Annotated in this window: 26 protein-coding genes; 6 read left to right on the top strand and 20 right to left on the bottom strand. The window is 49.4% G+C overall.

Annotation, left to right across the window (positions count from 1 at the left end; genetic code table 11):
- Nucleotides 1-16: 16 nt before the first annotated feature.
- The 11 genes from solA to ADU23_RS02840 all read right to left on the bottom strand — a co-directional run bounded on the left by solA (nucleotide 17) and on the right by ADU23_RS02840 (nucleotide 10,203).
- On the bottom strand, nucleotides 17-1,180 hold the full coding sequence (gene solA / locus ADU23_RS02790; RefSeq protein ID WP_053372351.1) for an N-methyl-L-tryptophan oxidase: 1,164 nt from the start codon (nucleotides 1,178-1,180) through the stop codon (nucleotides 17-19).
- Nucleotides 1,137-2,327 (bottom strand): amidohydrolase, encoded by a 1,191-nt coding sequence (locus ADU23_RS02795; protein WP_053372352.1) that lies wholly within the window; start codon nucleotides 2,325-2,327, stop codon nucleotides 1,137-1,139. The genes solA and ADU23_RS02795 overlap by 44 nt, the downstream gene beginning before the upstream one ends.
- The gene (locus ADU23_RS02800) at nucleotides 2,324-3,334 is read right to left on the bottom strand and encodes an LLM class flavin-dependent oxidoreductase (RefSeq protein WP_053372353.1); all 1,011 of its coding nucleotides are present in this window, start codon (nucleotides 3,332-3,334) and stop codon (nucleotides 2,324-2,326) included. Before ADU23_RS02800 ends, ADU23_RS02795 begins: the two co-directional genes overlap by 4 nt.
- 21 nt (nucleotides 3,335-3,355) lie before the next feature.
- On the bottom strand, nucleotides 3,356-4,108 hold the full coding sequence (locus ADU23_RS02805; RefSeq protein ID WP_053372354.1) for an amino acid ABC transporter ATP-binding protein: 753 nt from the start codon (nucleotides 4,106-4,108) through the stop codon (nucleotides 3,356-3,358).
- The gene (locus ADU23_RS02810; protein ID WP_053372355.1) at nucleotides 4,105-4,815 is read right to left on the bottom strand and encodes an amino acid ABC transporter permease; all 711 of its coding nucleotides are present in this window, start codon (nucleotides 4,813-4,815) and stop codon (nucleotides 4,105-4,107) included. The genes ADU23_RS02805 and ADU23_RS02810 overlap by 4 nt, the downstream gene beginning before the upstream one ends.
- On the bottom strand, nucleotides 4,805-5,593 hold the full coding sequence (locus ADU23_RS02815; protein ID WP_053372356.1) for an amino acid ABC transporter permease: 789 nt from the start codon (nucleotides 5,591-5,593) through the stop codon (nucleotides 4,805-4,807). Before ADU23_RS02815 ends, ADU23_RS02810 begins: the two co-directional genes overlap by 11 nt.
- 26 nt (nucleotides 5,594-5,619) lie before the next feature.
- Nucleotides 5,620-6,456 (bottom strand): transporter substrate-binding domain-containing protein, encoded by an 837-nt coding sequence (locus tag ADU23_RS02820; RefSeq protein ID WP_053372357.1) that lies wholly within the window; start codon nucleotides 6,454-6,456, stop codon nucleotides 5,620-5,622.
- A gap of 300 nt (nucleotides 6,457-6,756) precedes the next feature.
- The gene (locus tag ADU23_RS02825) at nucleotides 6,757-7,659 is read right to left on the bottom strand and encodes a LysR family transcriptional regulator (protein WP_053377433.1); all 903 of its coding nucleotides are present in this window, start codon (nucleotides 7,657-7,659) and stop codon (nucleotides 6,757-6,759) included.
- 183 nt (nucleotides 7,660-7,842) lie between these two features.
- Nucleotides 7,843-8,376 carry a DoxX family protein gene (locus ADU23_RS02830; protein WP_053372358.1) on the bottom strand — a complete coding sequence of 178 codons (534 nt, stop codon included), beginning with the start codon at nucleotides 8,374-8,376 and terminating at the stop codon, nucleotides 7,843-7,845.
- A 127-nt stretch (nucleotides 8,377-8,503) separates the two neighbouring features.
- Nucleotides 8,504-9,418, bottom strand: a complete 915-nt coding sequence (locus tag ADU23_RS02835; RefSeq protein WP_053372359.1) for an L-lactate dehydrogenase — start codon at nucleotides 9,416-9,418, stop codon at nucleotides 8,504-8,506.
- Between the two features lie 2 nt (nucleotides 9,419-9,420).
- Nucleotides 9,421-10,203 carry a formate/nitrite transporter family protein gene (locus tag ADU23_RS02840; RefSeq protein ID WP_053372360.1) on the bottom strand — a complete coding sequence of 261 codons (783 nt, stop codon included), beginning with the start codon at nucleotides 10,201-10,203 and terminating at the stop codon, nucleotides 9,421-9,423.
- Between the two features lie 237 nt (nucleotides 10,204-10,440).
- On the opposite strand from ADU23_RS02840, the gene ADU23_RS02845 reads away from it, so the two are divergent.
- The gene (locus ADU23_RS02845) at nucleotides 10,441-11,178 is read left to right on the top strand and encodes a Crp/Fnr family transcriptional regulator (RefSeq protein ID WP_053372361.1); all 738 of its coding nucleotides are present in this window, start codon (nucleotides 10,441-10,443) and stop codon (nucleotides 11,176-11,178) included.
- Nucleotides 11,179-11,596: 418 nt separating this feature from the next.
- On the opposite strand, the gene ADU23_RS02850 is transcribed toward ADU23_RS02845, so the two are convergent.
- Together ADU23_RS02850 and ADU23_RS02855 are read right to left on the bottom strand one after the other, a co-directional pair.
- Nucleotides 11,597-11,884 (bottom strand): HesB/YadR/YfhF family protein, encoded by a 288-nt coding sequence (locus tag ADU23_RS02850; protein WP_053377434.1) that lies wholly within the window; start codon nucleotides 11,882-11,884, stop codon nucleotides 11,597-11,599.
- A gap of 222 nt (nucleotides 11,885-12,106) precedes the next feature.
- Nucleotides 12,107-13,036: a VanW family protein gene (locus tag ADU23_RS02855; RefSeq protein ID WP_053372362.1), complete on the bottom strand. Its 930-nt coding sequence runs from the start codon at nucleotides 13,034-13,036 to the stop codon at nucleotides 12,107-12,109.
- Nucleotides 13,037-13,173: 137 nt separating this feature from the next.
- On the opposite strand from ADU23_RS02855, the gene ADU23_RS02860 reads away from it, so the two are divergent.
- Nucleotides 13,174-14,352: a hypothetical protein gene (locus ADU23_RS02860; RefSeq protein ID WP_157265565.1), complete on the top strand. Its 1,179-nt coding sequence runs from the start codon at nucleotides 13,174-13,176 to the stop codon at nucleotides 14,350-14,352.
- A gap of 85 nt (nucleotides 14,353-14,437) precedes the next feature.
- On the opposite strand, the gene ADU23_RS34155 is transcribed toward ADU23_RS02860, so the two are convergent.
- From ADU23_RS34155 to ADU23_RS02865, 3 genes are all read right to left on the bottom strand, one after another.
- Nucleotides 14,438-14,554, bottom strand: a complete 117-nt coding sequence (locus tag ADU23_RS34155; RefSeq protein ID WP_442950601.1) for an S-layer homology domain-containing protein — start codon at nucleotides 14,552-14,554, stop codon at nucleotides 14,438-14,440.
- Nucleotides 14,533-14,700 carry a hypothetical protein gene (locus tag ADU23_RS33420; RefSeq protein ID WP_231637297.1) on the bottom strand — a complete coding sequence of 56 codons (168 nt, stop codon included), beginning with the start codon at nucleotides 14,698-14,700 and terminating at the stop codon, nucleotides 14,533-14,535. The genes ADU23_RS34155 and ADU23_RS33420 overlap by 22 nt, the downstream gene beginning before the upstream one ends.
- A 338-nt stretch (nucleotides 14,701-15,038) precedes the next feature.
- On the bottom strand, nucleotides 15,039-15,842 hold the full coding sequence (locus tag ADU23_RS02865; RefSeq protein ID WP_053372364.1) for a helix-turn-helix domain-containing protein: 804 nt from the start codon (nucleotides 15,840-15,842) through the stop codon (nucleotides 15,039-15,041).
- Nucleotides 15,843-15,954: 112 nt separating this feature from the next.
- Between ADU23_RS02865 and ADU23_RS02870 the strand changes: the two genes are divergently transcribed.
- Nucleotides 15,955-16,764, top strand: coding sequence for a phytanoyl-CoA dioxygenase family protein (locus tag ADU23_RS02870; protein ID WP_053372365.1), 810 nt, complete (start codon nucleotides 15,955-15,957; stop codon nucleotides 16,762-16,764).
- A gap of 62 nt (nucleotides 16,765-16,826) precedes the next feature.
- Here ADU23_RS02870 and ADU23_RS02875 read toward each other — a convergent pair whose 3' ends face one another.
- The 3 genes from ADU23_RS02875 to ADU23_RS02885 all read right to left on the bottom strand — a co-directional run bounded on the left by ADU23_RS02875 (nucleotide 16,827) and on the right by ADU23_RS02885 (nucleotide 23,466).
- On the bottom strand, nucleotides 16,827-17,882 hold the full coding sequence (locus ADU23_RS02875) for a glycoside hydrolase family 88/105 protein (RefSeq protein WP_053372366.1): 1,056 nt from the start codon (nucleotides 17,880-17,882) through the stop codon (nucleotides 16,827-16,829).
- A 44-nt stretch (nucleotides 17,883-17,926) separates the two neighbouring features.
- Nucleotides 17,927-19,669 carry a hypothetical protein gene (locus tag ADU23_RS02880; RefSeq protein ID WP_053372367.1) on the bottom strand — a complete coding sequence of 581 codons (1,743 nt, stop codon included), beginning with the start codon at nucleotides 19,667-19,669 and terminating at the stop codon, nucleotides 17,927-17,929.
- A 119-nt stretch (nucleotides 19,670-19,788) separates the two neighbouring features.
- Entirely contained in the window at nucleotides 19,789-23,466 is a 3,678-nt protein-coding gene (locus ADU23_RS02885; protein ID WP_053372368.1) for an Ig-like domain-containing protein, read from the bottom strand.
- 153 nt (nucleotides 23,467-23,619) lie between these two features.
- On the opposite strand from ADU23_RS02885, the gene ADU23_RS02890 reads away from it, so the two are divergent.
- The 3 genes from ADU23_RS02890 (at nucleotide 23,620) to ADU23_RS34160 (ending at nucleotide 24,961) form a co-directional block, all read left to right on the top strand.
- On the top strand, nucleotides 23,620-24,297 hold the full coding sequence (locus tag ADU23_RS02890) for a helix-turn-helix domain-containing protein (protein ID WP_053372369.1): 678 nt from the start codon (nucleotides 23,620-23,622) through the stop codon (nucleotides 24,295-24,297).
- 59 nt (nucleotides 24,298-24,356) lie between these two features.
- Nucleotides 24,357-24,719, top strand: a 363-nt coding sequence (locus ADU23_RS31910; protein WP_231637298.1) for an IS3 family transposase, incomplete at its 3' end; no start/stop codon positions are given.
- A gap of 32 nt (nucleotides 24,720-24,751) precedes the next feature.
- On the top strand, nucleotides 24,752-24,961 hold the full coding sequence (locus ADU23_RS34160; RefSeq protein ID WP_082310975.1) for an IS3 family transposase: 210 nt from the start codon (nucleotides 24,752-24,754) through the stop codon (nucleotides 24,959-24,961).
- Between the two features lie 44 nt (nucleotides 24,962-25,005).
- On the opposite strand, the gene ADU23_RS02900 is transcribed toward ADU23_RS34160, so the two are convergent.
- On the bottom strand, nucleotides 25,006-26,598 hold the full coding sequence (locus ADU23_RS02900) for an extracellular solute-binding protein (RefSeq protein ID WP_053372370.1): 1,593 nt from the start codon (nucleotides 26,596-26,598) through the stop codon (nucleotides 25,006-25,008).
- Between the last annotated feature and the right edge of the window lie 20 nt (nucleotides 26,599-26,618).

Here is a 26,618-nt window from a genome sequence, read left to right on the forward strand (position 1 = left end):
AGCAAAAATGATCATTTTATTTGTTAGAGAAACGGCTAATCTCGAATAAGCCAAGATCATAACCCGTATCCTTCTTTTCCAATTTATCCGCCAAAATCTCGCCAACGACGCTAGCGAACTTAAAGCCATGGCCGGAGAACCCTCCCGCGAGCAGCACATTGGCATGCTCAGGATGCGCATCGATAATGAAGTCCTCGTCAGGCGTAAACTCATATTTGCATACTGCGCTTTGCAGCAGCTTGCCCGCTGCGCCTGGCACAAAGGCATCCAGCGCGCGGCGAAGATCTTCCTCGTCTTCCGGGTAAGCGCCAAACGGCGCAAGCGGCTCGCCCGGCGACCATTCTACTCCCGTATCATGGCGGCCGATCTTAATGCCAGCGCCTCCGATGCTCGGAAAGCCGTAATAGCCGCCAGCCGCACCGCCCCATGTAAAACCAGGAAAAACACCTGCATCAAAATTTGCCGAGCTCGTTTCAAACCAGCCGACCACCTTGCGAACCGCACGGATCGGCAGGCTCACATGATCCGATAACATTTTGAACCAAGCGCCGACGGTAATAATGATTTGCGGTGCCGTATACGCTGCCTCTTTTGTATGAACAGCAACGTTGGAGGGACTAGCCTCGATATGCGTTACGAAGCTGTTCGCCAGCAGCTCCGCGCCAGCTGCAAGAGCTTGCTGCTTGTAGGCAGCTACACATTGCTCACTATATAAGTAGCCTGCATTCGGCTCGTACATCCCTTGAAAGGAATCTGCGAGCTGAATGCCCGGGAAGCGGCGGTTAATCTCAGCCGCGCGCAGCAATTCAACTTGAACGCCATTCGCGGCAGCATCGTCAAGCCTGTCTTCGTAATTGTAATAGCTCGTTTCCGCCATGTTCAGCACGCCGGAGCGCTCCAGCAGCTTTAGCCCGGTTGCTTTCTCTAATGCCAGCCACCGTTCATCTGCGCGAAGCGCCATCTTCACGTACGTGCCGCCGCCATGATAAGCATGCCTGATCAGCCGTGGCTCCCCATGATGGCTTCCCATGTTATGCGGCGGGTCAAAAGCATCTATGAGCAGCGTCTTCGCTCCGCGTGATGCCAGTTCATAGCCGGCGCTCATGCCCATTGAGCCTGCTCCTACAACGATGACATCATACGATTTCGGAATGTTGTCGTCCTCCCGGCAAGCGCTCATCCGCCAGCTTGCGCAAAGCGTCTGAAGCTAGTTTGGCAAAAAACGATGCCGCGATCGGCAGTGCCTTCTCATCCAAATCAAATGCCGGATGATGCCATTCCTGCGGGCCGGCCGTTCCAAGAAACACGAACAGCCCCTCCGTTTCTTTCAAATAAAAGGCAAAGTCCTCGCCTGCCGGGGATGGCGTCGGACTTACGACTGTAAATCCAAGAGCCTCTGCCGTTACAGTTGCTTGATCTGCCCATTTCTGATCATTCACGACAGCCGGCGGCCCTTCAATCCATTTCACTTGCGCCTTCGTGGCAAAGGCTGCGGCTACCCCGTTTACGACCTGCTCGAACCGTTCGCGAACCGTCTTGCGGACATGCTCGTCGAATGTTCGCAGCGTGCCGTCGAATACCGCCTTATCGGAAATAATATTCCAAGCCGTTCCCGCATTCAGCCTCGTCACACTAACGACCGCACTATCCAGCGCGCTTACGTTGCGGCTTACGATCGATTGCAGCGCCGTAATGATGTGAGCCGAGGTGACGATCGGATCAAGGCCAGCCTCAGGCACCGCCGCATGGCTGCCTCTTCCTTCCACTTCAACGGCAAAACCGTCTGCCGCCGCCATGATAGGGCCGCCCTTAATGCCAATCGTACCAACCGGCAAATCCGGTTTGTTGTGCATGCCGAACACCGCATCCACGCCTTTCAGCGCGCCGCTTGCGATGAGCTGCCCTGCGCCCTTCGCTTTCTCTTCGGCGGGCTGGAACAGAAACCGCACGGTCCCTTGCAGCTCCTGCTCCCGCTCCTTCAATAAGAACGCTGTGCCAAGAATAGAAGCGGTATGGAAATCATGGCCGCAGGCATGCATTTTGCCTGCTATTTTGGAAGCGAACGGGAGTCCCGTCTCCTCCTGTATCGGAAGCGCGTCTATGTCCGCTCGAACCGCAACGGTCGGGCCGCCATTTTGGCCGCCAACCTCTGCGATAACGCCGGTTTTGAGTCCATAATCAACAATTCGGATGCCTGCCTCCGTCAGCCAGCCGCGAATGGCAGCCGTCGTCTCGTATTCCTCATGGGATAGCTCCGGATGCTCATGCAGCTGCCGCCTGATTGCGACTAATTGCCGTTCAATCGATTCTGCCGAGAAATCGCTCATACCAATTCCCCTTCAAACGCTTCTTTCAATAGCTCAAAGGAGCGTATCCGTTTGGCGAAATCAGGGATAATCGTCGTAAACACAAATTCGTCGACGCCGTATTGCTCTTGAATTTCGAGCAGCCGCTTGCGAACCGTTTCCTTTGTGCCTCTCGTAATATCCGCTTCCCTTTCTTCAGCTGTAAATTCCTCGCCGGCTTGCCTAGCGAATTCCTTCGCCTGCTCCAACGAGCCTACGTTAACCGTCTTGCCGCTTGCGAGCGTAACTCTAACGTTTTTGAAATGTCCGGCCAGCTCATTTGCTTCCTCTTCCGAATCCGAAGCAATGACTGACAAGGCAAGAATCGTCTTCGGCTCTGCGCCAAGCGAACGATTAAAGTTGCTTCGGTACGTATCAATCGCTTTGCGGGCCGTCTCGGGATCATTGTTAATAAATAGGGCAAAGGCATACGGATACCCTTTCTCCGCAGCCAGCTCCGCGCTCGAAACGCTTGTGCCGAGCAAATAGATGTCAGCAGGCTGCGTTGGCAGCGGGCTTGCTTCAAGACCTGCCAGCGGATGCTCTTCGCCAGCTTTGGCATGGAGCAGATGCTCCAGCTCCGTCAGCTTCTCTGCTAAAGTCGCGGCTTCCGCTATGCCCTTCTGCAAAGCCTTAGTCGAACGAGGCAGTCCGCCTGGCGCACGGCCGATGCCGAGCTCAACGCGACCCGGCGCCAAGGAAGCAAGCACATTAAAGTTTTCCGCTACTTTATAAGGGCTGTAATGCTGCAGCATAACGCCGCCTGAACCGATACGGATCGATGTTGTTTGAGCCAGCAAATAAGCAATAAGCACCTCTGGCGAGGATCCGGCCATGCCTGGGGAATCATGATGCTCCGATACCCAGAAGCGCTCGAAACCAAGCGATTCAGCCAGCTGCGCCAGCTTGACGGTATTGCCTAGCGCTTCTGCAGCGGTTTGCCCGGGGAAAATAATACTTTGATCCAGAATGCCAAATTTTAGTGACATATTGATTCGCTCCTCTATTAGTTAGATGGAATAGACACCTTCAGGTGTGATCCGTTTCAAAAATTGTTTCGTTCTTTCTTCCTTTGGATCGTTAAAAATCTTGCTTGGATTGCCCTCTTCAACGATGACGCCGCCATCCATAAACACAACGTGGCTCGCAACGTCCTGCGCAAAGCTCATTTCATGCGTTACGATAATCATCGTAATGCCTTCCTTCGCGATTTTGCGAATGACGCCAAGCACCTCGCCAACGAGCTCCGGATCAAGCGCCGAGGTTGGCTCATCGAACAAGATGACCTCCGGATTTAGCGCTAGCGCGCGAGCGATGCCAACGCGCTGCTGCTGTCCGCCGGAAAGCTCGCTCGGATAGGCATCCAGCTTGTTGCCAAGCCCAACCTTCTCAAGCAGCTCCACGCTTTTTTTGCGAGCTTCGTCCTTGGAAAGCTTCTTTACGATAACGAGCCCTTCCATTACATTTTCCACGGCCGTTTTATGCTTGAACAAATTATATTGTTGAAAAACCATAGCCGTCTTCTGACGAAGGGTATGGATGTCTTTTTTGTCTGGACGCTTGCAATTTACGTTAAAATCGTCGATGGAGATTTGGCCGTCGTTTGGCTTCTCCATGTAGTTGATGCAGCGCAGAAGCGTTGTTTTACCGGAACCGCTTGGTCCAAGTATCGCAACAACCTCGCCTTTCTTAACGGTAAGGTCAATCCCTTTCAAAACCTCATTGCGACCAAAGCTCTTCCTAATCTGTGTCAGCTTAATCATGAAACACCGCCTCGGTTGTAAAGGTTAAAGCGCTTCTCGGCTAACGCGGTCAGCCGCTCAATAATAAACGTTAATCCCCAGAAAATTAGGGCTGCAGCAAGATATGCCTCAAAGAACTTCCAATTCGTCGTTGCAACGATTTGTGCTTTTGCATTAATGTCCACGACCGATACTGTAAATGCCAGCGTCGTCCCATGCAGCATGCCTATGATCGAGTTCGATAGGTTAGGCAAGCTTGCGGCAAAGGCTTGCGGCAAAATAATTCTGCGCATCGCCTGGGAACTCGTCATCCCAATGGAGTAGGCTGCCTCGATTTGTCCGCGATTAACGGCAAGCAGGCCTGATCTTACGACTTCTGACAAATAAGCGCCAGCCGTAATGGAGAATGAAATATAAGCGAATCCGATCATGGGAATGGAGATCGACCGGAACGATAAGCCAAGCGCTTCAGCAATGCCGTCAACAATAATCGGCAATCCGAAATAGATAAGCAATAAATGGGTTAACATAGGCGTTCCGCGTATAAACGTCACATAGGATGCAGCGATAGGGTAAAGGACAGGAACTTTATACAGTCTTATGATGGCGATGGATGTTCCAATGATAAGACCGCAAAAAATAGAAACGGCCGTAATCGCCAAAGCTGTCGGCACTGCGGATAGCAGCTGAACAAATGCCGTCCATATGAATGCAAAATCAAGCTTCATTTTCCCTGCCTCCTCTGCTAAAGCCCGGCTTTATTTCCAGCCACTTCGTTTTCTTTTTTTTCAAGCTGGGCTCCTTATCCTCTGACGCCAAACGGTGCTCGTGCTTCAACAATTTGCGCTCTAGAAGATGGAACAGCTTCTCCAGCCCAAAGCTGATAATGAAGTAGATAATAGCCAGTGAGATGTACGTTTCGACAAAATGTCTGGACATGATGGCGAGCGTCTGCGACTTGCCCGTCATTTCCATAATGCCTAGCGAGAAGGCGAGCGAAGTATCCTTCAAATTGGCAATGACCAAATTGGAGAGTACAGGAATCGAAATCGCCATGGCTTGCGGGAGCACAATTCTTGTGAAAGCTTGAAAGCCTGTCATGCCAACCGCATAGGCCGCTTCAACCTGCCCGCGGTCTACAGCGCCTACAGCAGCGCGGATCATTTCCGCCATGTATGCTCCGCTGTGCAAAGCATATGTCAGGATGACAAAATAGATTGCCGGCACTTTAGCTACGTCCAAGTTAAAGGCTTTTAAAACCTCAGGAAGGCCGTAATAAAACAAAAAAAGCTGAATCAATATCGGAGTTCCTCTAAAAAAGGAAAGGTAAATTTGCGAAAATCGTCTTAAGACCGGAATCTTATAAAGCTGGGGAAGGGCGACGATAAACCCGACGCCCAGCCCAAGTACGATGGAACTCACTACAATGAGTAGAGTGATTTTCAAGGTAGGTAGCAGCTTTACTAGATACTCGAACACATAACTAATATCAAATGGTTCTCCCATCTAGTGATCTCACCTTTCACTCGCGCTTATTTTTCTTCGGAAGTAAAGTCGTTGCCCAGCCATTCTGCGCTTAGTTTACCTAACGTACCGTCTGCTTTCAGCTCTTTGACTGCTCCGTCAACCGCATCAGCAAGCTTCTTCTGCTCAGGATCATCTTTGCGGAACATGAACAGGATATCCGCTTCGCTAAGTGCTGGACCTACTGTTTTCAGCTCTTTCTTCGTATCGACAAGCGATAGGGTAAAGTCAGCCGCAAGGAATGCATCGACACGACCTGATGCTACTTGCGCTACTTCGTCGTTCGCGCCGCCGTTTTGGTAAACGATCTTAATCGCATTGTTGTTTTCTTTGTTATAGTTCTCAAGGATTGTCGATTGGGCGCTCGTAGCCGTCGTCAACACTTTTTTGCCTTTAAGATCATCCAACGTTTGAACGGAATTATTATCCTTCGCTACAACGATTTTGTTTCTCCAGTGCGCATATGGCTCAGTGCTGAACAAATACTTCTGTTCGCGTTCTGGGTTCTTCTCCATTTCGTGAGCGACCAGATCGATTTTTTTCGTTTCCAAGCTTAGAAGCAGGTTCGTGAATTCAAGCGTTTGGATATCAAATTCGTATTCAGGAAGGCGCTTGTCAATTTCTCTTACAAGCTCTACGTCAAAGCCCGTCAACTTGCCGTTCTCGTCAATAAAGCAAACTTGAGGGAATTGTGTTCCTGTGCCTACAACGATCTTAGTCACTTTCTCGGAAGCTTCTCCGCTTGCTGGTTCTGATTTATTTCCGGCATTATTTTCTTTGCTGCCGCAGCCTGCAATCGTTAGCGTAAGGATAAGTGCGATCGATAGAATAAAACGTTTTTTCATTTTTTTCTCCCCCAAAGTCGTTAAGTTTTAAATTCTTATAATTCCTACCTGTTAAGTAAGGATTAGCGTTGAACATACTTTACCACCTGATTGCTGCCTTCGTCAATCCTCTTCCTTATAGAGATCTTCTATAAGTAAATTGATTTGTCCGATCGATCCCATTCCAATAAAAAAACCGCTGCTTCAGAAGGAGCAGCGGACGAATAGGCTTAACTACATTATTCCAATCGGCTTTACTGACAATATAAATGTATCATGACAAACACGCTTTTTGATAATAGAGCTTTTCTATAACAGCTTTCAAATTGCCGATAAGCTCAGCTTTGCTTCAGCCAATTGTTTGCCGATGTCCGCAATGGCATCCAGCAATTCAAGATGCTCGCCGTGCTGCGAAATCAGATTGGTCTGCAATGAGATGCCTTCCGTCTCGGGAACACGGATCGGGTAAAGCTTCCCGTCTTCTAATTCTTGCTTGGCGCACAAGTCGGGGAGAAAGCAGATACCCGCCTTCTGAATGACGAGCTTTTTGGCCATTTCAGAGTTATCCGTATGGATTTGAATATTGGGCGGCGATTCCAGATGTTCGAAGATGCGATGGATGCGAAGCCAGTCTAAGGAGCCGCATTCAAAAAATACGAGCGGCTGCTCCGCAATGGCCTCAATCGTCAGCTTAGCCGTCGATAAAAAAGGATGCCCGTCATAGGCATACAGCCGGATGGGGTCCTCGTAAAATTTAGTGGACTGCAGGCTCGGATGATTCACATTGCGCACAAAACCGATATCCACTTCCTTGCTGAGCACTTTATTCATAATCTCATCCGTAGTGCCTGTGACCAGCTTATAATGAGTATTCGGAAATTTTAGCTTTAAACGCGGCAATAAATCCGGGATGATATAATTGGAAACCGATACGGTACAGCCGATTCGGAACTCATTCGGCAGCGATTTCTTCTGGTTGATATGGTGCTTGCCCTTCTGATAAATAAGAAGCAGCTGCTGCGCGTATGGCAAAAACCGTTTGCCATCCTCTGTAATTTGGATCTGCTTGCCTTGCCGGTCGAACAGCTTGCAGTCGAGCTCCTGCTCAAGCGACTTGATCCGGGCCGTTACCGAAGGCTGGGACAAATACAAAGCTTCAGCAGCCTTATTAAAGCTCCCGCAATGGATGACGTAGACGAATGCCTCGATATTTTCAATATTGATAGGAAACACCCCTCGCTCACCTAATACCGACTAAACCAATGAGAATATATTTAATTAAAAATAACAAACTAAACGTTCGCTGTCAATCAAACATTCGTTTAGCCGCATCCGGCCCCAGTTTTCCGTTATTCGGCTTCCTAGCAAAAAGCCGAGAGTGAACAATGCTCACTCTCGGCTGCCTTATTAACGAGGGAATGTCTTATTGCTTAAATGAACGGTACCGTTACGGTTTCTGATTTTTTGAATCAGCGTGCGCAGATACGGAAGCACAAAGAAGTCACAGCCGAATTTTCCTGCGTTCGCTCCTGCCGCGAATACGAGTATCCCGATCAGCATCAGCCATGGGTTAGTCGATACGGTGCCTGCGAACATGAACATGAAGTTCATTAAGAGTCCAAAAAATGCGGCGGCCGTCGTTAGCGCCCCTAGTATAAGTCCAAGTCCGACCAAACATTCGCCTAAAGGAATGAGTACGTTAATGATTTTGGCGTTCGGCAGCGCAACATGCTCAAGAAACGCGGTAAACGTCGGATAAACTAATTCATTAGTAGCCTTATCTATCACCGGATTGCCGATTGCCCCCTTCAAAAATCCGCTCGCATCGAAGCCTCCAAGCTTATGCCAGCCCGCGCTCAGCCATTGCCAGCCCAAGTATACACGAAGCAAAAGCATTAAACCCGCTGCATATTTATTTTCGCTTAGCCATCTGATCACCATGAGGATCAGCTCCTTTTTTTATGATCTATCTTCACTATAAGCCTTGTTTAGCGTAAAATATGTGATCCATTTCACATTCTTAGCAGGATTGATAGCCTATTTTCAGTTCCAATGCCTGAACTGCTTGTTATACCGAAATCGTTGTTATTTGCTCCTTCAGCTTGTTTGCGGAACGGTGGAGCAAAGCTTTTTCCTCTTCGGTAATCGGGATATCAAGCACTTCTCTCACTCCTTGGCGATCGACGACGCATGGAACGCCCATGTACACATCTGATAAGCCGTAATAGTTTTCTACGAGCGTGGACACGTTGAGCACCGCCGATTCATTGCGCAAAATAGCTGTTACGATTCGATCCAATGCCAGCGCAATGGCGTAATAAGTCGCGCCCTTCGCTTCAATAATTTCATAGGCTGCATCTCTCGTATGGGCAAAAATGTCCGATTTCTCTTCCTCGCTAAGCGCAATCGACGATCCTGCAACGTTGGCTAGGCTCCAAACCGGCAGCTCGGAATCACCATGCTCTCCAATAATATGGGCATGCACGCTGCGCGGATCAAGCTGCAGCCGCTCGCCTATGAGATAGCGGAAGCGCGCGCTGTCGAGCAATGTGCCTGAGCCAATGACGCGATGCGTTGGCCAGCCGGATTTTTGCCAGCAGAAGTAGCTCATAATATCTACCGGGTTTGTCGCAATGAGCAGAATGCCGTCATCATTGTATTTCAACACTTCCGTTACGATGCTCTCATAAATGGCGATGTTGCGCTTCAATAGGTTAAGCCTTGGCTCGCCAGGCTTCTGGGCAGCCCCTGCCGTAATGATGACGATATCGGCACCCTTGCAATCCTCGTAAGTGCCTGCCCATACTTTTGTCTGCCCGAGAAACGGCATGCCATGATTCATATCGAGCGCGTCTCCGACTGCTTTGCCTGCATTGGCGTCAATAAGCACCAGCTCATCCATCCGGCTGCGAAGAAGCAGCGTATATGCTGTTGTTGATCCTACGGCCCCTACTCCAATAACTACTACTTTTGTTTTTTTCATCGTTATTCCACCTCATCAAATGGTTTATTTACGAAATAATACATGAAGCCCATGAGGACTGAACCGCCGATTAAATTGCCAAGCGTCACCGGCACTAAGTTATGAATCATGCCGCCGAGTGAAATCGTCCCCGGATGGTTAAGAACGAGCGCAATGGCGAAGGTGCAAAGATTGGCAATGCTGTGTTCATAACCTGAGATAAAGAAACAGAAAACGAACAGCATCATCGCGAACAGCTTTGGCCCGTCTCCCCGCAGCGACATCGGAACAAAAAAGGCCAAGCAGACGAGCCAGTTACACAATACCCCTCGGAAAAACAATTCCCATACCGGTGCGTGGAGCTTCTTCTCTACGACACTAAGCAAAAATCCGTTGACCGATGCATCCTCAAACAATCCCGTTGCCCAGATCAGCAAGGCGAAGGCGACTGCCCCCAGGAAATTGCCTGCGTAGCTCGTGCACCATAGCTTGATTACGTTCGCCCATTTCATTTTGCCGCGGAGTGCCGTGAAGGTGAAGTAAAAGGTGTTGCCGGTAAACAGGTCCCCTCCGCCGTAGGCTATTAGAATGATCGCGGCCCCAAACGTGATGGCAGCCATCGGATAGGTGAGCGGACTATGCGTGACATAGAAGAAGCTGCCTGTCTTGAACGCTACGATGACGCCAAACCCGATAAACATACTCGCCAGCATGGCTCGCAATATATACCTCAGCTTGCTCGTTAGAAACACTTTTTGCTTCTTCAAAGCAAGCTGCTCAACCCTTCTCAAAGGAGCATGCTCCATCTGATAGTCCTCCTAATGTTTTGTTGTTAGCTCTGAAGTTTGGCTCGTTTCGCTTGCCCTTGCCACACCTTTAGTTTAGGGTATTCTTTTCCATTTGTATGTCGGGGAACTCCCTGAACTATCGCTCAGGGTTTCTGCGCGAAAGGCGCCTCATAAATAGGGAGCTTCCCCGATAGGACTGCCGCGATCCCTTATCTATAATTGAAGAAAGAGATAAGCCGAGAGGGGCTGGCACATATGGCGGTTAGCATAAATACACTTCCGAATGATAGGGATATTAAGCAGGATACAGGGGTTGCCGCGTTTTTTTCAGAGGAAAATTTCAATAAGCTAAAAGGGATCATGCATACCAAAAAAGTAGAAGTCCACGGATATCTATTTCAAGAGGGCGAATCTGCCGAATATATGTATTTTGTCAAAAAAGGCCGGGTTAAGCTCACTAAAACGACGGACACAGGCAACAAAATTACGCTTTACCTTCATCATACAGGCGATATGTTCGGGCATATTACACCGTTTCAGCCATCGGTACAGGCATTTAGCGCGGAGGTCATCGAGGATGCGGAGTTTGGGGTAATTGAGCAAGCTGAGCTGGAACGGCTGCTGCTTAAAAACGGGGATCTAGCGATCGAATTCATGCGCTGGATGGGGGCGATGTACCGCATGACGCAGGCCAAGTTTCGGGATTTGCTGCTTTACGGCAAGCCTGGCGCCCTTTGCTCGCTGCTTATCCGCATGAGTAATTCGTATGGCATCCAACAAAGCAGCCACATTGCAATCAACTACAAAGCGACGAACATGGACCTCGCGGAAATGATTGGCGCAACGCGGGAGAGCGTCAACCGGATGCTAAGCGATATGCGCAAGGCAGAGGTGCTCGATATCATTAGCGGCACCATTGTCATCAAAAATATGGACTATCTCCGCCATACTTGCAGATGCGAGCTATGCCCGATTGAAATATGCCGAGTGTAGGCGGAGAGTGGACTATGGCTGCATATGCGGCGGAGAGGAGATTATTGCTGATATCCTGATGTAACTCGCTTTCGGCAGCGCCGGCGCTGGTGTTTGAAGCTGCGGCTCATGCTTTTTGCTGGAAATAATATTAACGGGAAAAACTCCCGCTAATTTACGAGAATTTGGAAGAAAATCAGAAGTAACAGGAATTTCTCCCGTTAATTTCTTGAAATGAGCTCGATTTCGCTGAATGTGCTCCGATTAACGGGAGATTTTCCAGCTAAATGGTCTAATAGGCTTCTTAGAGGAAAATTAGATGGAGTATTTCCTGTTAATGATACGCAACCGAAATTTTCTTAGAGGATACTGCGACTATTTATGGTCCCAGAAACGACAAACGAGCCTTAGAAGCGATTCTAAAGGCTCGTTGGCGTCATTATTCCACAGTCATTTTGATTTCTTCATACTTCTCGTCAAATGAGATCCGAAGCGACTTATTTTCCAGATACCACAAATTATCTTCTTCTATATAATAAGTAATGCCTGCTACGTCATCTCTTAAACCAATGCTTCTCGGCTCTTCCTTCGTGACGCCAAGCGAAAGACCTGGGTGAACGCTGCCACAGCCTCCCAAGCGGACATAGATACGAACCGATTCTCCATCCGTTAATCCCATTTCCGACTTATACCAGTGTGCCGCCGACTGTTCCACTATCAATTTCATCGCCGCCATCCCCTTCCGCTTCTTACTATCTCCATCATCACGAATATGCGCAATGGTGTCAACCCTTCAATGATAGGTACCATTAATATCCTAGTTTTTTTGTCGTAACATCTTAGCAGGGTCAACCATCTTCGCTTTGAATATTGCTCTAAAATCACAACAAAAAAGCAAACCAGCCACAACTGGTTTGCTCTTCTTCACTTATTCGTATTTATCGACTCGCTACTTCGTGCCGCTAGCATCCATCTCTGACCTGACTTCTTCAGGCAGCTTTTTCGAAGCGCTGGGAACCTGTCTTTTCTTCTCATTAATATCTTCAGAAGAACAAATGACGATGCTGGCTTGGCCGCCGCTCGCATAGGCTCGAATGAGAATCGGCTGATCGTATTTATTTTGGAACACGAAGTCCGGTCCGTACCAGCTCACGGTCGCATCGCGCCCGGGCGGCACATATTTTACATTTCGGCTATGGGAGTAACGCTTAATAATTTTGAGTCCGGCGCGGTCCACTGCATTGAATAGCGTCGACGATATTTGGCAAATGCCTCCGCCAACGTCCTCGGACATTTCTCCCCTAACGATAACAGGAGCACGCAAATACCCTTTCTCCTTCGTCCTTTTCCCGACAACCTCATTAAACGAAAAGCTTTCATTAGGAAACACCACATAATTGTTGATGGCTTTTGCCGCTAAGCTTACATTATGAGACCGGTTTTTATTGTTGGAATTGTAATATGTAGCATATTGCCCAATTCTTTTGACCTTTATCACCGATAAAAGCTCGCTGTCCACTCTCGGATAAGTCGGTTGCATGGGAACCTCCAGCTTCGAAAATCCCCCTTCAAACATAAAGCTGTAAAATTGCTCCGTAAAAATCTTTCGGTCTAGCTTTTTCCCTGCCTGCTCAGGCAGTATTCGTCCTGCTCCGTCAAGAGTCGCATTCATCGGCGGCTTTTCTACTTTTTTCTCTAAATCGTCCATAAATCGATTCAGCTTGTCTTGATCAATTAGCGGCACCCCTGGCAGAGGATGGCTGTACTGCGTCCGCTTCATTTCTACAATGGCCATTCCTTCCTGCTCAATGACCAGAGGATCGGGATATTGTCCTTGCTGAAACAGCATGAATATAGCTAAAATCCAATGAAGTCCCATTGCCATGACCCCCCCGTATGGTTAGTATCCAAGCTAGTATGAATCATTTTGACTGGAACCATACATATTCGTTGGCCTACATAATTCGTGGAGGAATGGTTGAAAATAAGCAAAAATCGTTAGACGGAGTGGAGAGCGTGAAACGAAAAAAAATAGTCCTTTTTACGTTAATTTTCATGATAACGCTGCTTGTACAGCCAGACCCGCATTTGGCATTAGCTGAAGGAAAGATTCAGAAACCTAAAGCATCGGCTAAAAAGCTGCAGCAAGTTAAGCTTACGATTACCGTTCGCTCAAGCCCGCATGCTTCACTGGTCAGCGATCTTCAAATTGAAAGCCGCGAGTTCAGCGACGCTTTGCTTCAAGCGAAACAAATGCCTGCCGCAGACGCCATTGTTTTTCCCGATATCGACCTCACGATGCTGTCAACCAGCGGAGAGAAGCATCTCCGCTTGGAGCAATCCGGCCAATTATGGAACGAAGCAACGGCTGAACGAACGATTTTGCCCCAAAAGGTGTCCAAGAAGCTTGTCGGATTTGCCAAGGCGCTTCGGGTACAGCATTATGGACGATTGATCTCATGGCAGGAATCACGGCAGCTGCTGCCTAATAAAAGTATTTTTTCCGTAACGGAGCTCGAGACAGGGTTAACGTTTCAAGTGCAGCGGCGCGCTGGCAGCGACCACGCCGACGTGCAGCCCTTAACGAAGGAAGATACCCGCATTATGAAGCAGATTTATAACGATAAGTGGAGCTGGAAGAGAAAAGCGGTGCTGATCCACTCAAGCGATGCTTGGATCGCAGCCTCCATGAACGGCATGCCGCATGGCGGGGATGGGATACCGGAAAATGGCTTCTCTGGCCATTTCTGCATTCATTTTCAAGGCAGCTCCACCCATAAGTCCGATAGTCCCGACCCAGCCCATCAAATGATGGTCCATAAGGCAGCCGGTCAAGCACAGCTTTATTTGGACGCCTCCACTCCGCTTGTGCTGGCTAGAAGCTTTATCGAGATGCTGTATCATCAGGATCATGAGATGCTCCTGCTGCTTGGCGAGAAAATGCCTAAGGAAAAGCTTGCTTCGTTCATGCAGCTTACGGAAACGCTCGTTTCGATCAGAGAGCAAACACCGCCGAAGGCAAAAGGCAAAGCACCGCCAGATGACAGCAATATAAGCGAGGCTTTAACGACTGAGCTAAAGCTGCCCGTATCGATTCATCAGTTGAACCTGCCCAGGAAAAACGGCTATTACACATTCTTTTTTAAAAGGGAGTCTGCGCAGTCGCCTTGGCGGATTCAAGATATAGCCAGCTAATTTATTCGCGAAAAAAAATCCCCATAGCTTCGTGAGCTCTCTGTCATGCAGGAGCTCACTTGCTATGGGGATTTTATCGCTTACCCTATTCTATTTTGCTCAAAATCGAATAAATGACTTTAGCCGCTTCCGCTCTAGTAGCTAAGCCGCTTGGAACAAATTTGTTGCCTGCCTTGCCGTTTAGGATGCCCGCAGCCTGCATGTCTTGCACAGCCTTTGCAGCATAATCCGCAATGTCTGACTGATCGGCGAACGATGTCGGCTGCTTCCTGATAGCTTCAGATTAGCAAGCCCAGCTGCTTGGTTCGCCATGACCGCCATATCCTGCCGCGAGGTCAGCTCATTCACGCCAAAGGTGCCGTCAGATTTGCTCGTCTTGTATGTGCGCGGCAAATATTTCTGAGAGTCAGGAGTATGGGCTTGTGAGCGTATAAGAAATATTTACCTACTCATAGTAACGCTTATAAGAATACGCTTACATTACAAAAAACCATGAAGTTTGTTCACTTTTCCATGTTAATCATGAATTTGTTATGAAATAGGGGGAGAATTAATATAAGCATTAATCTGAGGATGTTGATCGTGGGCATGAAAAAAGGTCGGCTCTATGAAAGCGCGAATGCAATCACCGCAGAGGGGAGCGGCGAAAATGGGCAGTAAGCACATATTTGTGCTTATGCCTTTCATTAAACCGTATACGTTTTCCGATAGGTGGAAGGGTTGATGCTGAACATTTGCTTGAAGCTTTTGCTCAAATGGTGCTCATCCGTGAACCCGCACTGCTCCGCAATAGCGGCAAGCGTTAGCGACGAATTAACGAGCAGCAGCTTGACCTTATCCATTCTGAGATTGGCAGCATACGCGCTCGGCGTCATTTGAAACTCTTGTTTAAACAGCCTAGTCAATTGCACTTGGCTTATGCCAAGTTCGATCGCTACCGATTTCAAAGAAACGCCCGCTTCCGCTTGCTGCTGAAGCCTATGCACCGCGCGCTGCAAGACCGGATTCTCGCTATATAAATGATTTATCTTCCGATTAAAGCTTTCGATCTGATAGACATACCATAAGTCTTTGAGCAAATGATTCTTGTAATCCTGCGCTAGACTATCCTTCACATAACGGGCTTCGCGAAATAGGGAAAGCGTAGAATTCAATCTTTTGTTATTCAACACGATCAGTTTCCCAACGGGAGGAAAAGCGCCATCCGCTCCCTCCCTCACACTAACGGCATCCTGCCACTGAAAGCCGATTAAGTGAAACGACAAGCCGGTCGTTTTGCGATAAAAGGTCAAATTAGGAGGGCAAAGCACCATTTCCCCTTTTACGGCTCTCTCGCTCCCCGCATTGCCCATTCTGTACTCGAAGCTTCCCTCTTCAACTATGAATAAGGCCCAGTGATCGTAAGTATCCTCCGTCTTCTGGAAATGCGCAGCATCCTTCACGAATACATGATAAATCAGTACGGGCTCAGGGAACCGGGGCTGGTCCATTTCCGTCACTCCTTTGCCGAAATTATTTACAAGAGATATGGTCATTCCTTACATTATACAACCAAAGCTTCTCACATATAATTAAATTAATTACAAGAAGGAGGAGAGGCTAATGCACACAGCTTCGCTGAATATTCCGGAATTAATGAGCCGATTTCATGAACAAGGGTACTTGGTTTTACCCGATATACTCTCACAGGAGAAGGTATCCAGCCTGAATGCAGCTATCGATGAAGTCCTTGCAGAGGAGGAAGACACGCTTGCCCATAATATTTATAATAGCGTCTCTCGGCACCCCGAGATTGCCTCATTGATCGATCACGATGAAATCCTGCCCTTAATCGTTAATTTGCTTGGCCATAATATTCAGCTGCACATCTCCCATCTAACGGTGAGAAAACCTAATCCTAATGATATCAAAACCGCCTCCCACAGCTTTATCGATTGGCATCAAGACGGCCCTCATCCGCAGTTCCCCGTTATTGCCGGCTTGACAGCTACTTATTATATTAAAGTCTGTTACATTTTGAGCGATATGACACAGCCGAACCGCGGCAATACGAAGGTTATACCAGGCAGCCACAAGCAGCCCTATAATCCGAACCATAAAGATGTGCGCCAGCAATTGGACGGAGAGGTTCAGGTGTGCGGGAAGCCGGGAGATGTATTTATTTTTGCGCAAAATCTATGGCATGCCGGCTCGATCAATCAATCCGACTTTACAAGAAGGCAGCTCTTTCTCGGCTACAGCCCAATCTGGATGCGTCCGATTGACTATCATCAAGCAGACGAGCATCTCTTGAAGGATGCCGATCCGATCCGCCGCCAGCTGCTAGGGCAAATCAGCGACAATAAATTCAAATATTATGTACCGGAAGATTCGATGGTGCCGCTCAAATCGATGCTTATCGAAAAAACCTAATGCTCCGATTAAAAAAAAAGGACCGATGCTCGCATAATCGCGAAGCACACGGTCCTTTCTACTCAGCTTGAGATATCCGATAGCTCCGACAGCAGCATAAGCACAAGCCCCTGTCCATAGAGCGTTGGATAACATCCGATCTCATTGTAAGCCTCGATTGTAGGCATGATCGGCGTCCCGCCGGACACGCCCCTCACTTCTCCGCTCGGCTTTATTTGGAGAAGAATAGCATCTGCCGCAGCATAAGCCGCATTCAAGCATGCCGCATCGAGCAGCCCTTGACGCACCGCTTTCACGATGCCGCAAGCAATGCCGGCGCTGCCCGACGTCTCCGGGTAAAAGTCAGGCCGGTCAAGCACCGTTGCCCACAGGCCGTCCTCCTGCTGAAAACGAATAAGGCTGCGCATGAACAATTGGTAGCGTTCGAGCGTTTCCTTCGGCACGTCTGCCAAGCCTTCCAGTTCCTGCACGATCATTGGCATCGCTACCGCAATCCACGCATTGGCTCTCGTCCAGCGGGCAGCCGAAAGATGGTCACGTGCCCCAGAATTCCATCCATGAAACAACACGCCCGTATCCTCGTCTTGAAGCAGCGTTAAGTGCAGCTCCAGCTGTCGAACGGCCTCATTCGCATAAGCAGCATCCCCAGTGAGCCTGCCGAGCTTAGCCAATAACAATACCGCCATAAAAATAGTATCCGCCCATACCTGCTCCGGGAATTTCACATTTTCCGTAACGGTATGCTCGAAGGCTCCTTCTCTTGTGCGTGGCGCTTCCGTCAGCATCCATTGCCCGATCCGCTCCGCCGTCTCCAAATAAACAGCGTCATGCGTATGCTCATATAGCGCTGGAAAAACCGTATATGGCGCCATCGCATTGATGACCCTAACCTTCTCCGCAAGGTGTAAATTATTTTGTGACCATTTTATTAACTCCGTCATCGTCTCGGCTTCACCCGTAAGCTCATAATAGGACAACATCGCGATGACGCCGACTCCCGGCACCCAGTCCCAATGGTTCATATCCATGCCCCAGCTGCCGGAATGATCCTCCAGCATGTAGTGATATACGCGGTCAGCTGCCTGCTTCACTATTTCTGCCGATAACTTCGTTTGCATGTGCGACACCCCTTTTTTTGCGAAATGATGAAGCTCCTCCTTCTTTAAGACACAGGTGACGAGGCAGGCTTTAAGGCAATGGATAGTTTAATTGGATCATTATTGGGCACTCCATTCCGCTTGCTCTCAAAACTAGCTTCTACAGCATCCTCGCTAGACACCACCGCGACCTCGCTTTCTGCCTCGCCAATTACTAGCGAAAAGAGAACAGCTGCTTTGCCCATCGCTTCAAAATCAATTCTACTATCCTCATCGTCATGTAATATCAGGTCAAAACAGATCATGCCATTGCTTCTTGTAAGCTCCCATTTCCAGCTGTCGCTTCGCTTATCGTCACATGCCCCCGTTCCTGCTCCAAAAGCCGCAAACAGCGTGCGCAGAGCAACCTTGCAGCCTCCGATTATTGCTTGCGCCCGTTCCCCGTTCACTTCCGCGTCCACATGGTCCAAGCAGCCGCCAAGCTCTATCCGAACTCTGAAATCAGAAGCAGCGATGCTTCCTTTTATTCGATCAAGGCTCGGATGCGTATCTCCTCCATCGGTTAGAAAGCGGATGCCGAGAAGCAGCTGGCTCCCCTCTACTCTGCTGTTTAGTACAGCCGAGCAATAATCGTATCCGTCATGCAGAACGCGCAGCTTCAAATAAGCCGCCTCTCCGCCATTATCAAAGTAGACAAGCAGCGGCCGCGTTTGATTCCACATAATTTCCTCGCTGGACACACCAATCGCAAAGGAAGGGGTCATGTACGTTGTTGCCCACTTTTGCTGCCCGGTCTGCTCATTTCTGGAATAGAGCTGATGGAGATGCCTATCCTCAGACTGTGTGAAATACGACAAAAACTTGTGCGGACAGCGTATCCCGCTCCCAAACCACTCCGCATCATACGGCTGCTCTTTTTCAAATGCAAAAGCGACCCTGCCGTCCGTAGCGATTTGTAAAAATGACTTCGCCATATCCGTTAGCAGCGTACTGTAGCTGCGGCTGTGCGGCCCGGACCACTGCTTCGTCGCCGGGTGAAAATGCTCTGCAACCATGCGCCAAGCGCCATCGAGCAAATCTTCCGCAACCGCTTTGGCTTGAGCGCTTGCCGTCATCGCGTACATTTTGGACAGCTCGGTGATGGCGATAACCGAATACGTGGGGCTGTTAAACTCATGAAACGTGCCAAGCTGATTCGTGAAAGCATGGAGCTTCTCCAGCCTTCGAAGACCGTAATCGGCGAAATCCCGCCGCTTGTATGTCTCGCCCGAGATAAGCGTGACGAAGGCGCCCATCAGCGCGATATTTGTATAATTTGGACCAACATCCCGTTTAATAATGGCATCGCATGCGCAGAAAACAGCCTGCCGGATCCGCTCCCGCAGCTCCTTAGGCAGCTTATAGCCATGCCGGACTTCGATTTGCACGAGCTGCTTCCCGCAAAAATCAGCCCAGTTCCAGTCTGGCGGAGACATTTTCGCAAGCGGCTCCTCGTAAAACCAAGGCCATATGCCATACGTATGGTGTGCGGCATTTTGGTCTTGCAGCGAGATCACTTTATCGATGGTATCAAAAGCCCGCTCGGCGTATTCCAGCAGGCCGCTATCAAGCAGAGCCAGCGCATAAAGAAGGGAAGGATAGGTAGGATGAACAAGCGGGAATTCCTCTGCCGTTAACGTCGTATGGTAGCCGGGACTATGAAAGGGCAGCTTCAGCATGTTTTCTTCCGGGTCAAAAAAAGGCTCCCAGTATTGGATTTTTCCGAGCAGCAGCGGCTTATGGTCAATTGGGTTGTCCGTCTTATCCATATATCCCATCCTCTCTAATTAACGTATCCTCTTGGCTCTATGAGAGCGGCCAAGAGCAGACAGAGAGCAGGCCGCCATAAAGGCGAACTGCTCACCTCCTGCCATTCAACGTGTACCGGTTAAGCGCCGTTCTCTGGCGTTTCGGTAGGCAATGGTGTTCCACTAGGCTCTGGCGTTCCACTAGGCACCGGCGTTTCGCTAGGCTCCGGCTCTACAACCTCAGTGGGCGCAGGCGTCCCCGCCTCCGGTTCAATGACTGTAGCAGCTGCGACTGTCACGACGCAGCTGGCTGTAAACGAACCGTCCGCTGTCGTCACCGTTATCGTTGCCGTGCCTGCTCCTACAGGCGTCACTGCCCCTGCGTTTACTGTCGCAACATTCGGATCGCTTGTCGTCCACGTCACCTCTTTACTCGCTGCATTTTCGGGCGTCACCGCTGCAAGAAGCGCAGCCGCAGGATCACCCGCGGTCATTTCCAGCGTGGCTTTGTCAAGCGTCACGCCGCTAACGCTTACCGCTCCCGCACCGCCGATCAACATAGGCTTGAATAGTTTAGACTGCTTATTGGAGCCGATGCCTCCGCCCCACTCCAGCCATCCTTTCCGTCCGTTGCCGTCGTTCTCGTTCACAAGCGCGGACAAGCTTAGCATTCCGTCACTCGGAGCGATCGGCGACAGTTCCGTCCAAGGCAATGCCAGCCGGTAGATCGTATCCTTGTTTGTTTCGTCTCTCGTAATCTGGAGCTGGCGATTCGTAACCGGTCCGGTCAGTACGCCGGTCATCGCCATCCACCGGTATAATTCCGGTCCGCTTGGCGTAAGCGCCATTCCGTATTCATACCATTCCGCCGCCTCTCCCGGCGTTCCCAAGGAAATAGCAAACTGAATGCTGTCGCCGCTCCAAATCGCATCCCCGGTTTTGGTTTGCGAGAATAGATCGTCATGGATCTTGGCCGACAGGTAGAGGTGGTCATTATCGTATGTGACCCATAGATTACCGCTCAAATCCTCCGGCCCATTATGCGGCACCACTCTTGAATGGCCTTCCGCAAACAGGTCGATTCCGGGGAGATCGTCGACATCGTCCAGCGGGCCATCTACCTGCACGGTGCGGTTAACGATGGGCGTCATGCTGGCGACAGCGATATTTTGCAAATTGCCTGAAAGCGACAGCACGGTGCCATCCTCCAAGTAAACGGTAAGCTGGTGAGGCGTTAAGGTTCCCGCGGGCAGAGGAGGTATCGGAAGGTCAATCGTGTAATCCGTAAAGCCCGGCAATACCGTATTATAGGTTTCCGATTCGGTTGTCCCGCCCACCTGCCAATCGATCTGTGTCAGCCGCCTATCAACCGGTTTCGTATTATCGATACGAACTCTCAGGAAGTCGCTGCCCTCTTTCAGCACATGCTTGGCAGAAAGCTCCTCCGATTGCTTGATCACCACCGTATTTTTTAACGCGCCGATTTTTTTGCCGCCAACTACAAGCTCCGCTGTCGCTGTGTAGCTGCCAGGCTCACCTATTCCTTGAAATACGGTTGGATAGGTGCCGACTGAGGAAGCCTGTATATTCTGAACGGCTCCTTGCAATTGAATGCGGGCGCTTAGCGGATTCCAAGATGATGCTTTGTATACGGATAACGTTACGCTGACAGGATCACCGGTAAAGTACGGCTCGCTCTTAAGCGTGTATTTGCTGCCTTGAATGACTTTATCGATTTTCCCTTGGATAAATAAAGGCTCGCTAGAAGCCGTAATATAAATTTCCCCATCTTTAGGCGTGTAGGTTGCCGTGCGTCCCATCATGTTCGTTACGACCAGCGGTCCATTTGTTTTCAAAGTCAGATTCGTTTCCGTATCCGTTCCTGACCAAAGCACATGAATGGTTTTCTGGTTCTTATTAAATTTATAGCGATAGATGCCGTTCGCAATCTCCTGGCCGGTTAAGCTTGCGCCGGTCAACTGCCGCGCTGCCATCGCTAACGCCACATAACCCGGTTTCGGCGTATAAGCGCCAAGCGGATCGCCGCCATTATGAATAATGCCGAAGTTATGCTCGTTATATTTCTTATCCGTTCCATCGTCCATCAGATCGTACCAGAACATTTTCTCCACGCCCGCTGCCATGCCAAGTACATAGGTGCGTATCAAATACGCTGCCTGCGTCTTCTCATCCACCCCGCGAGGGTCAAGCTGCGTCGGCCATCCAATCTCCGAGAACCAGATCGGCTTCGTCTGTCCGTTGTTATACGTTTTCACCAGTTGGTTTAACGAGGCTACCTCATTAAGCAATCCTTCCGGCTTGTCGGGGTAACGGTAAGGGTGTACGGACAAGGTGTCCATGTAATTCAATCCGCCGAGCTGGAACAAGTCCTCCAGCCACTCTTCCGGAATGCCTGCGGTCGCGCCTCCAAGCACATTCAGATCCGGGCGCACCGATTTGGCAGCCTCGTAGCCTGCTTTCATTAAGCTGAAGTAAACATCCGGCTGGGATGCGGCTGGACCGTTTCCTCCAAAACCGGGCAGGTTGAACTCATTCCACATCTCGCCCCATTTAATTTGGCCTCCGAATCGGTTCAGCACGGATTTTGTATAATTTGCATAGGCGGCGTGCGCTTCTGCCGAATATGGCGTTTGAAAATTATCGTAAAATTGATTGGAAAAAGCGAAGGTCATAAGCGGATCGATGCTGTTCTCGAGCAAGCCTTCCATATAGAGCGTAAATTTGGGGTTATAGGTGTAGATGCCTTTTTTAAGCTCGATCTCGGACCAGAACATCGCATCCCGCACGCTTTTGGCGCCTGCATACTTGACCAAAGGAATCATCTCGCGGTTCCAGCTATGGGCAAAATGCGTCTGAACGCCAAATGGCGATGCGGTCACTGCCGCCAAATCAAACGTTGGCACCGTGGCGAAGGTCGTCTCTGTCGTTTTGAGCAAAGCCCCTGCTTGATAGGCGGACAGCTTTAAGCGGTAATAGCCGTCTGACTGAACCGGCACCTCCAGCCTGATCTTTCCACCGGTAACCGGCGCGCTTCCAGCTGAACCGGGCTCCCCCCAAGCGTCATAGGTTTGCCAGGTGACGGTATCCCCTGTCGTCAGCACATCAAAAGTACCTTTGCTTGCACCGGCAAATACGTTGCCAACCTGCGTTTGAGCGATGGCTAGATCAGGTACGGTCACCTTGATTCTGACATCGTCGAACCATGCCGTGCCGCTCTTAAGCCCTGTGCGCAAGCCCGCCCGTGCCACCTTGATGGTCATCTTCTTAAGCGACGGATGCCACGCTCCGTCATTGGCTCCTCCCCAGTGCGTATATTCGCTGCCTGTATTAAAAGCATTCACGGTAACCTTCTGCCAAGCCGTTGTCGGCTGAAGCACCAGCCTTTGCGAATGATTTTGGTTCGTGCCATCCATTAGAACGAGGTATATCGATGCGGCGTCCGCAGTCTTTACCCAAAAGGATAAACTGACCGCGTCTGCCGGAACAATCCGTTTCGTCAAATACCGCTCCAATGCAACGTAGGAGCCCCCGCCATTAAAGTCGCCCGTCACCTTGGCCGAGGAGAGCCCCGTTTGGAACGCGGACTGATCTCTTGTAAAGCTTCCTTGCGCCCCGGGAAATTCGGCTCCCAGCAGGAAGTCCCATACTTCGTCGGAGCTTTCATAATCGCCTGCCTGCAGCTCTGCAACTACCGCTTCCGCAGCCGCTGCAGGTTCATTTTTGCCAAGCGTACCGGATGCCGTCATGATCAATGCAAAGACGAGGAATAATGAAAAAACTTTTTTCATGGTCATCATTTTCCATCCATCCTTTGCTACTCGGATCGGCGATTAACCCTTCCCGCATCGCTATAACCGAATACGGGAAGGGCCTTCCCCTCTACTGATATGCTCCCCCTACAGTAGACAGGTGAAATAATAAAACCTGATTACTGTAAGGGGAGCTTTTTCATGGCTAAAGGAAAATATAATGCACTAGAGAAASTTACGATTCTCGAAGAAGTGTCAAATGGGGAAATTGGTTTTTTAGCTGCGACTAAGAAGTATGAGATCAACAAAACAACGTTKATGAAATGGCAGCGTCGCTACAAGCTGTATGGTTATGAAGGACTGGAGCACCGTACACATAATCGAAGTTATAGTGCAGAACTTAAGCTCCAAGCGGTGAAAGATTACCTTGAGGGTGTATGGTCTAAGTACCAKATCATCGATAAATATAAGATTGCAAGTACAACCCAGCTCTCCAACTGGATTAAGAAGTATAATAGTCATAGCAGCTTAAAAGCCTATAAAGGGGAAACAAAAGCTATGACAAAGGGTCGCTCTACGACGTGGCAGGAACGGATAGAAATTGTCCAATATTGTATGACTAATCAGCATGACTACCAAAAGACAGCGGGACAATTTCAGGTCTCCTACCAGCAAGTATACCAATGGGTGAAGAAGTTCGAGGATCGCGGTCAGGATGCATTAAAAGATGGCCGTGTAAGAAAGAAAGCCCCGGAAGAGCTAACGGAAGCCGAACAACAGAAACTTAAGATGAAGCAGATGGCGTACGAAATGGAGCGCCTTCGGGCGGAAAATGCATTCTTAAAAAAGTTAGAGGAACTCGAAAGAAGGCGACGCTAAGTCAAGTAAGACAGGAGACAACCTACCTTGCTATTCAAGCGCTTCAACAGGAGGCATCAATGTGTATTCAGCTTCTCTGTGAAGTTGCTGGAATTGCACGCTCAAGCTATTACAAGTGGTTAAATCGCACACCTAGTTCTCGTGAATTAGAGAATGAACATTTGATATCGTTGATGATAAACATCTATGAGAAAGTAGAACGTACCTTTGGATACCGTCAATTAACCTTACATGTGCGTAAACAAACTGGGAAAAAACTCAACCATAAGCGTATATACCGGCTAATGAAACTAAAAGGTATGCAGTCCGTCATCCGCAGGAAGAAAACGAAATATGTACGCTCCACTCCACAGCAAGTGGCTGAAAACCTGTTAAACCGTGAATTTCAAGCCACTGAACCAAATGAGAAGTGGGTGACGGATNGTTATTGGACCAAAACGAGTTGTCTCAGAGCATGTCCCGAGTTGGTCGTTGCATCGATAACGGACCAATGGAATCTTTCTGGGGAACTCTAAAATRTGAGAAGTATTATTTACACACGTACGAAACCTTTGCGGACCTTAAGAGAGACATCGAAGCCTACATCTATTTTTACAATAACGAACGATTACAAGCAAAATTAAACGGCCTCAGTCCTATGGAATTCAGGAGTAAGGCCGCTTAACTGTTTTTATTATTTGTACTGTCTACTTGACGGGGTGCTGTTCACTACTTCAGATGCTCCTTATTCGTCTCGTACCACTCCTGCACCAGCTTCTCTACATTTTCTCCGCCCAAACGCTTCCACTCCTTGCGAATATCCTCCATTCCGGCCTGCGGCGTAAGCGCGCCCCCTCCAGTCACGATCTTGGCTTCAATTTGCTGCGCGATCGGAGCGAAGGTAGCTATTAGCTGGCTTACCTCAGACAGGTCAGGATTATAGGCAATGTCCCGTCTGTATTTATTTTTCATCGCAATCTCAAGGCCCGCTGCTTTAAGCACTGCCTGCTCTTGCGAGATCGGGTCCTGGGCAGCCATAACCGCATACCATTCCGGCTTCGGATCCCATTCGTTCAAGATGGCATACTCCCTAGCATAGAAGACCTCTTTCTTGAACTTATCAGCGTCGGTCTTCTGCGGAACTTCGCCAACGAGCTTATAGTGGACGTCCTTCTCTCCGATTCTGAGCGGCTCCCAGCCCTTCTCCAGCATCCAGTCCAAAAACTTGACGCCTGCTTCGATTTTGTCCTCTTTCATATTGGTATTAAAAGCGATATACATATTGGCCGGCACTTCCTGGTAAAGGCCATTTTTTCCGTACTTCGAAGCGACAGGCTCCAAAGGCACAACTTTCGCATCCGGCACATTTTTCTTCAAATCAACAAACTCCGCGCCCATCGTCCATGAGCCGAGATAGATGCCGGATTTGCCTGTCGTCCAGAGCTGAAGCGAGCGCTGAAAATTCGTATCCGTAATGTATTCCTTATCGATCAACCCTTCGTCAAAAAGCTGCTTCTGCAAAGCAAGCGAATCGGTATACCGATCCAGTATCCGGCCGAACGTAAGCTTGCCGTCTTCCAGATACCATTGGTTTTCGTTATCGAAGAAAAGGGCTCTTAAAATTTGTACTCCGTTGTAGTTAAAGGTGATCGGAACGGTGTCCGCCGTGCCGTTGCCGTCCGGATCGCCCTCTTTGAACTTGCGGGCAACCTCAACTAATTCTTCAACTGTAGTAGGAGCCTTCAAGCCCAGCTTATCTAACCAATCCTGACGAATCATAATGCCGTGATTGGCTATCGTTTCTTGTCCGCGCGCGCTTGCAATCGCATACATTTTCCCGTTGATCGTGAGGAAGGGCTTTAGCTCCGGATGCTTCTCCAAATACGCCTTGTAGGTTGTGCTGTACTTTTCGATATATTCGTCAATCGGCTGAATCGCGCCCTGCGCAGCGAGCTGGCTAATGTAGCTGCGGTCGTATTCCCATATCAAATCCGGCGCCGTGCCCGATGCGATCAGCGTGTTTAATTTTTGCTGCACCTGCGTACGCGGCACGGGTACCCATTTGACCTTAGCAGGAGCATTCTCATTGATCCATTTCGTCCAGCGGTTGTTCTCGTAGCTGCCTTCCTCCGTTGCCACTTCGCCCCGGTCAAGGATAGATACGCTGATCTCTTTCTTTTGCTCTGCCACTGGCGCCGGCGCATCGGTCTCGTTTGGTGCAGCGGAAGGCTTGGTCGGCTCGGATTTCCCCGTGCAGCCTGCGAGCAGTACAAGAATTAAGCTAGCAATCATGAGCACATTGCGGATTTTGTTCTTTTTCATCAAATACATCATCCCCTTTT

It is taken from the genome of Paenibacillus sp. FJAT-27812 (genome assembly GCF_001273905.1).
In the GTDB taxonomy this organism is placed as follows: Bacteria; Bacillota; Bacilli; order Paenibacillales; family Paenibacillaceae; genus Pristimantibacillus.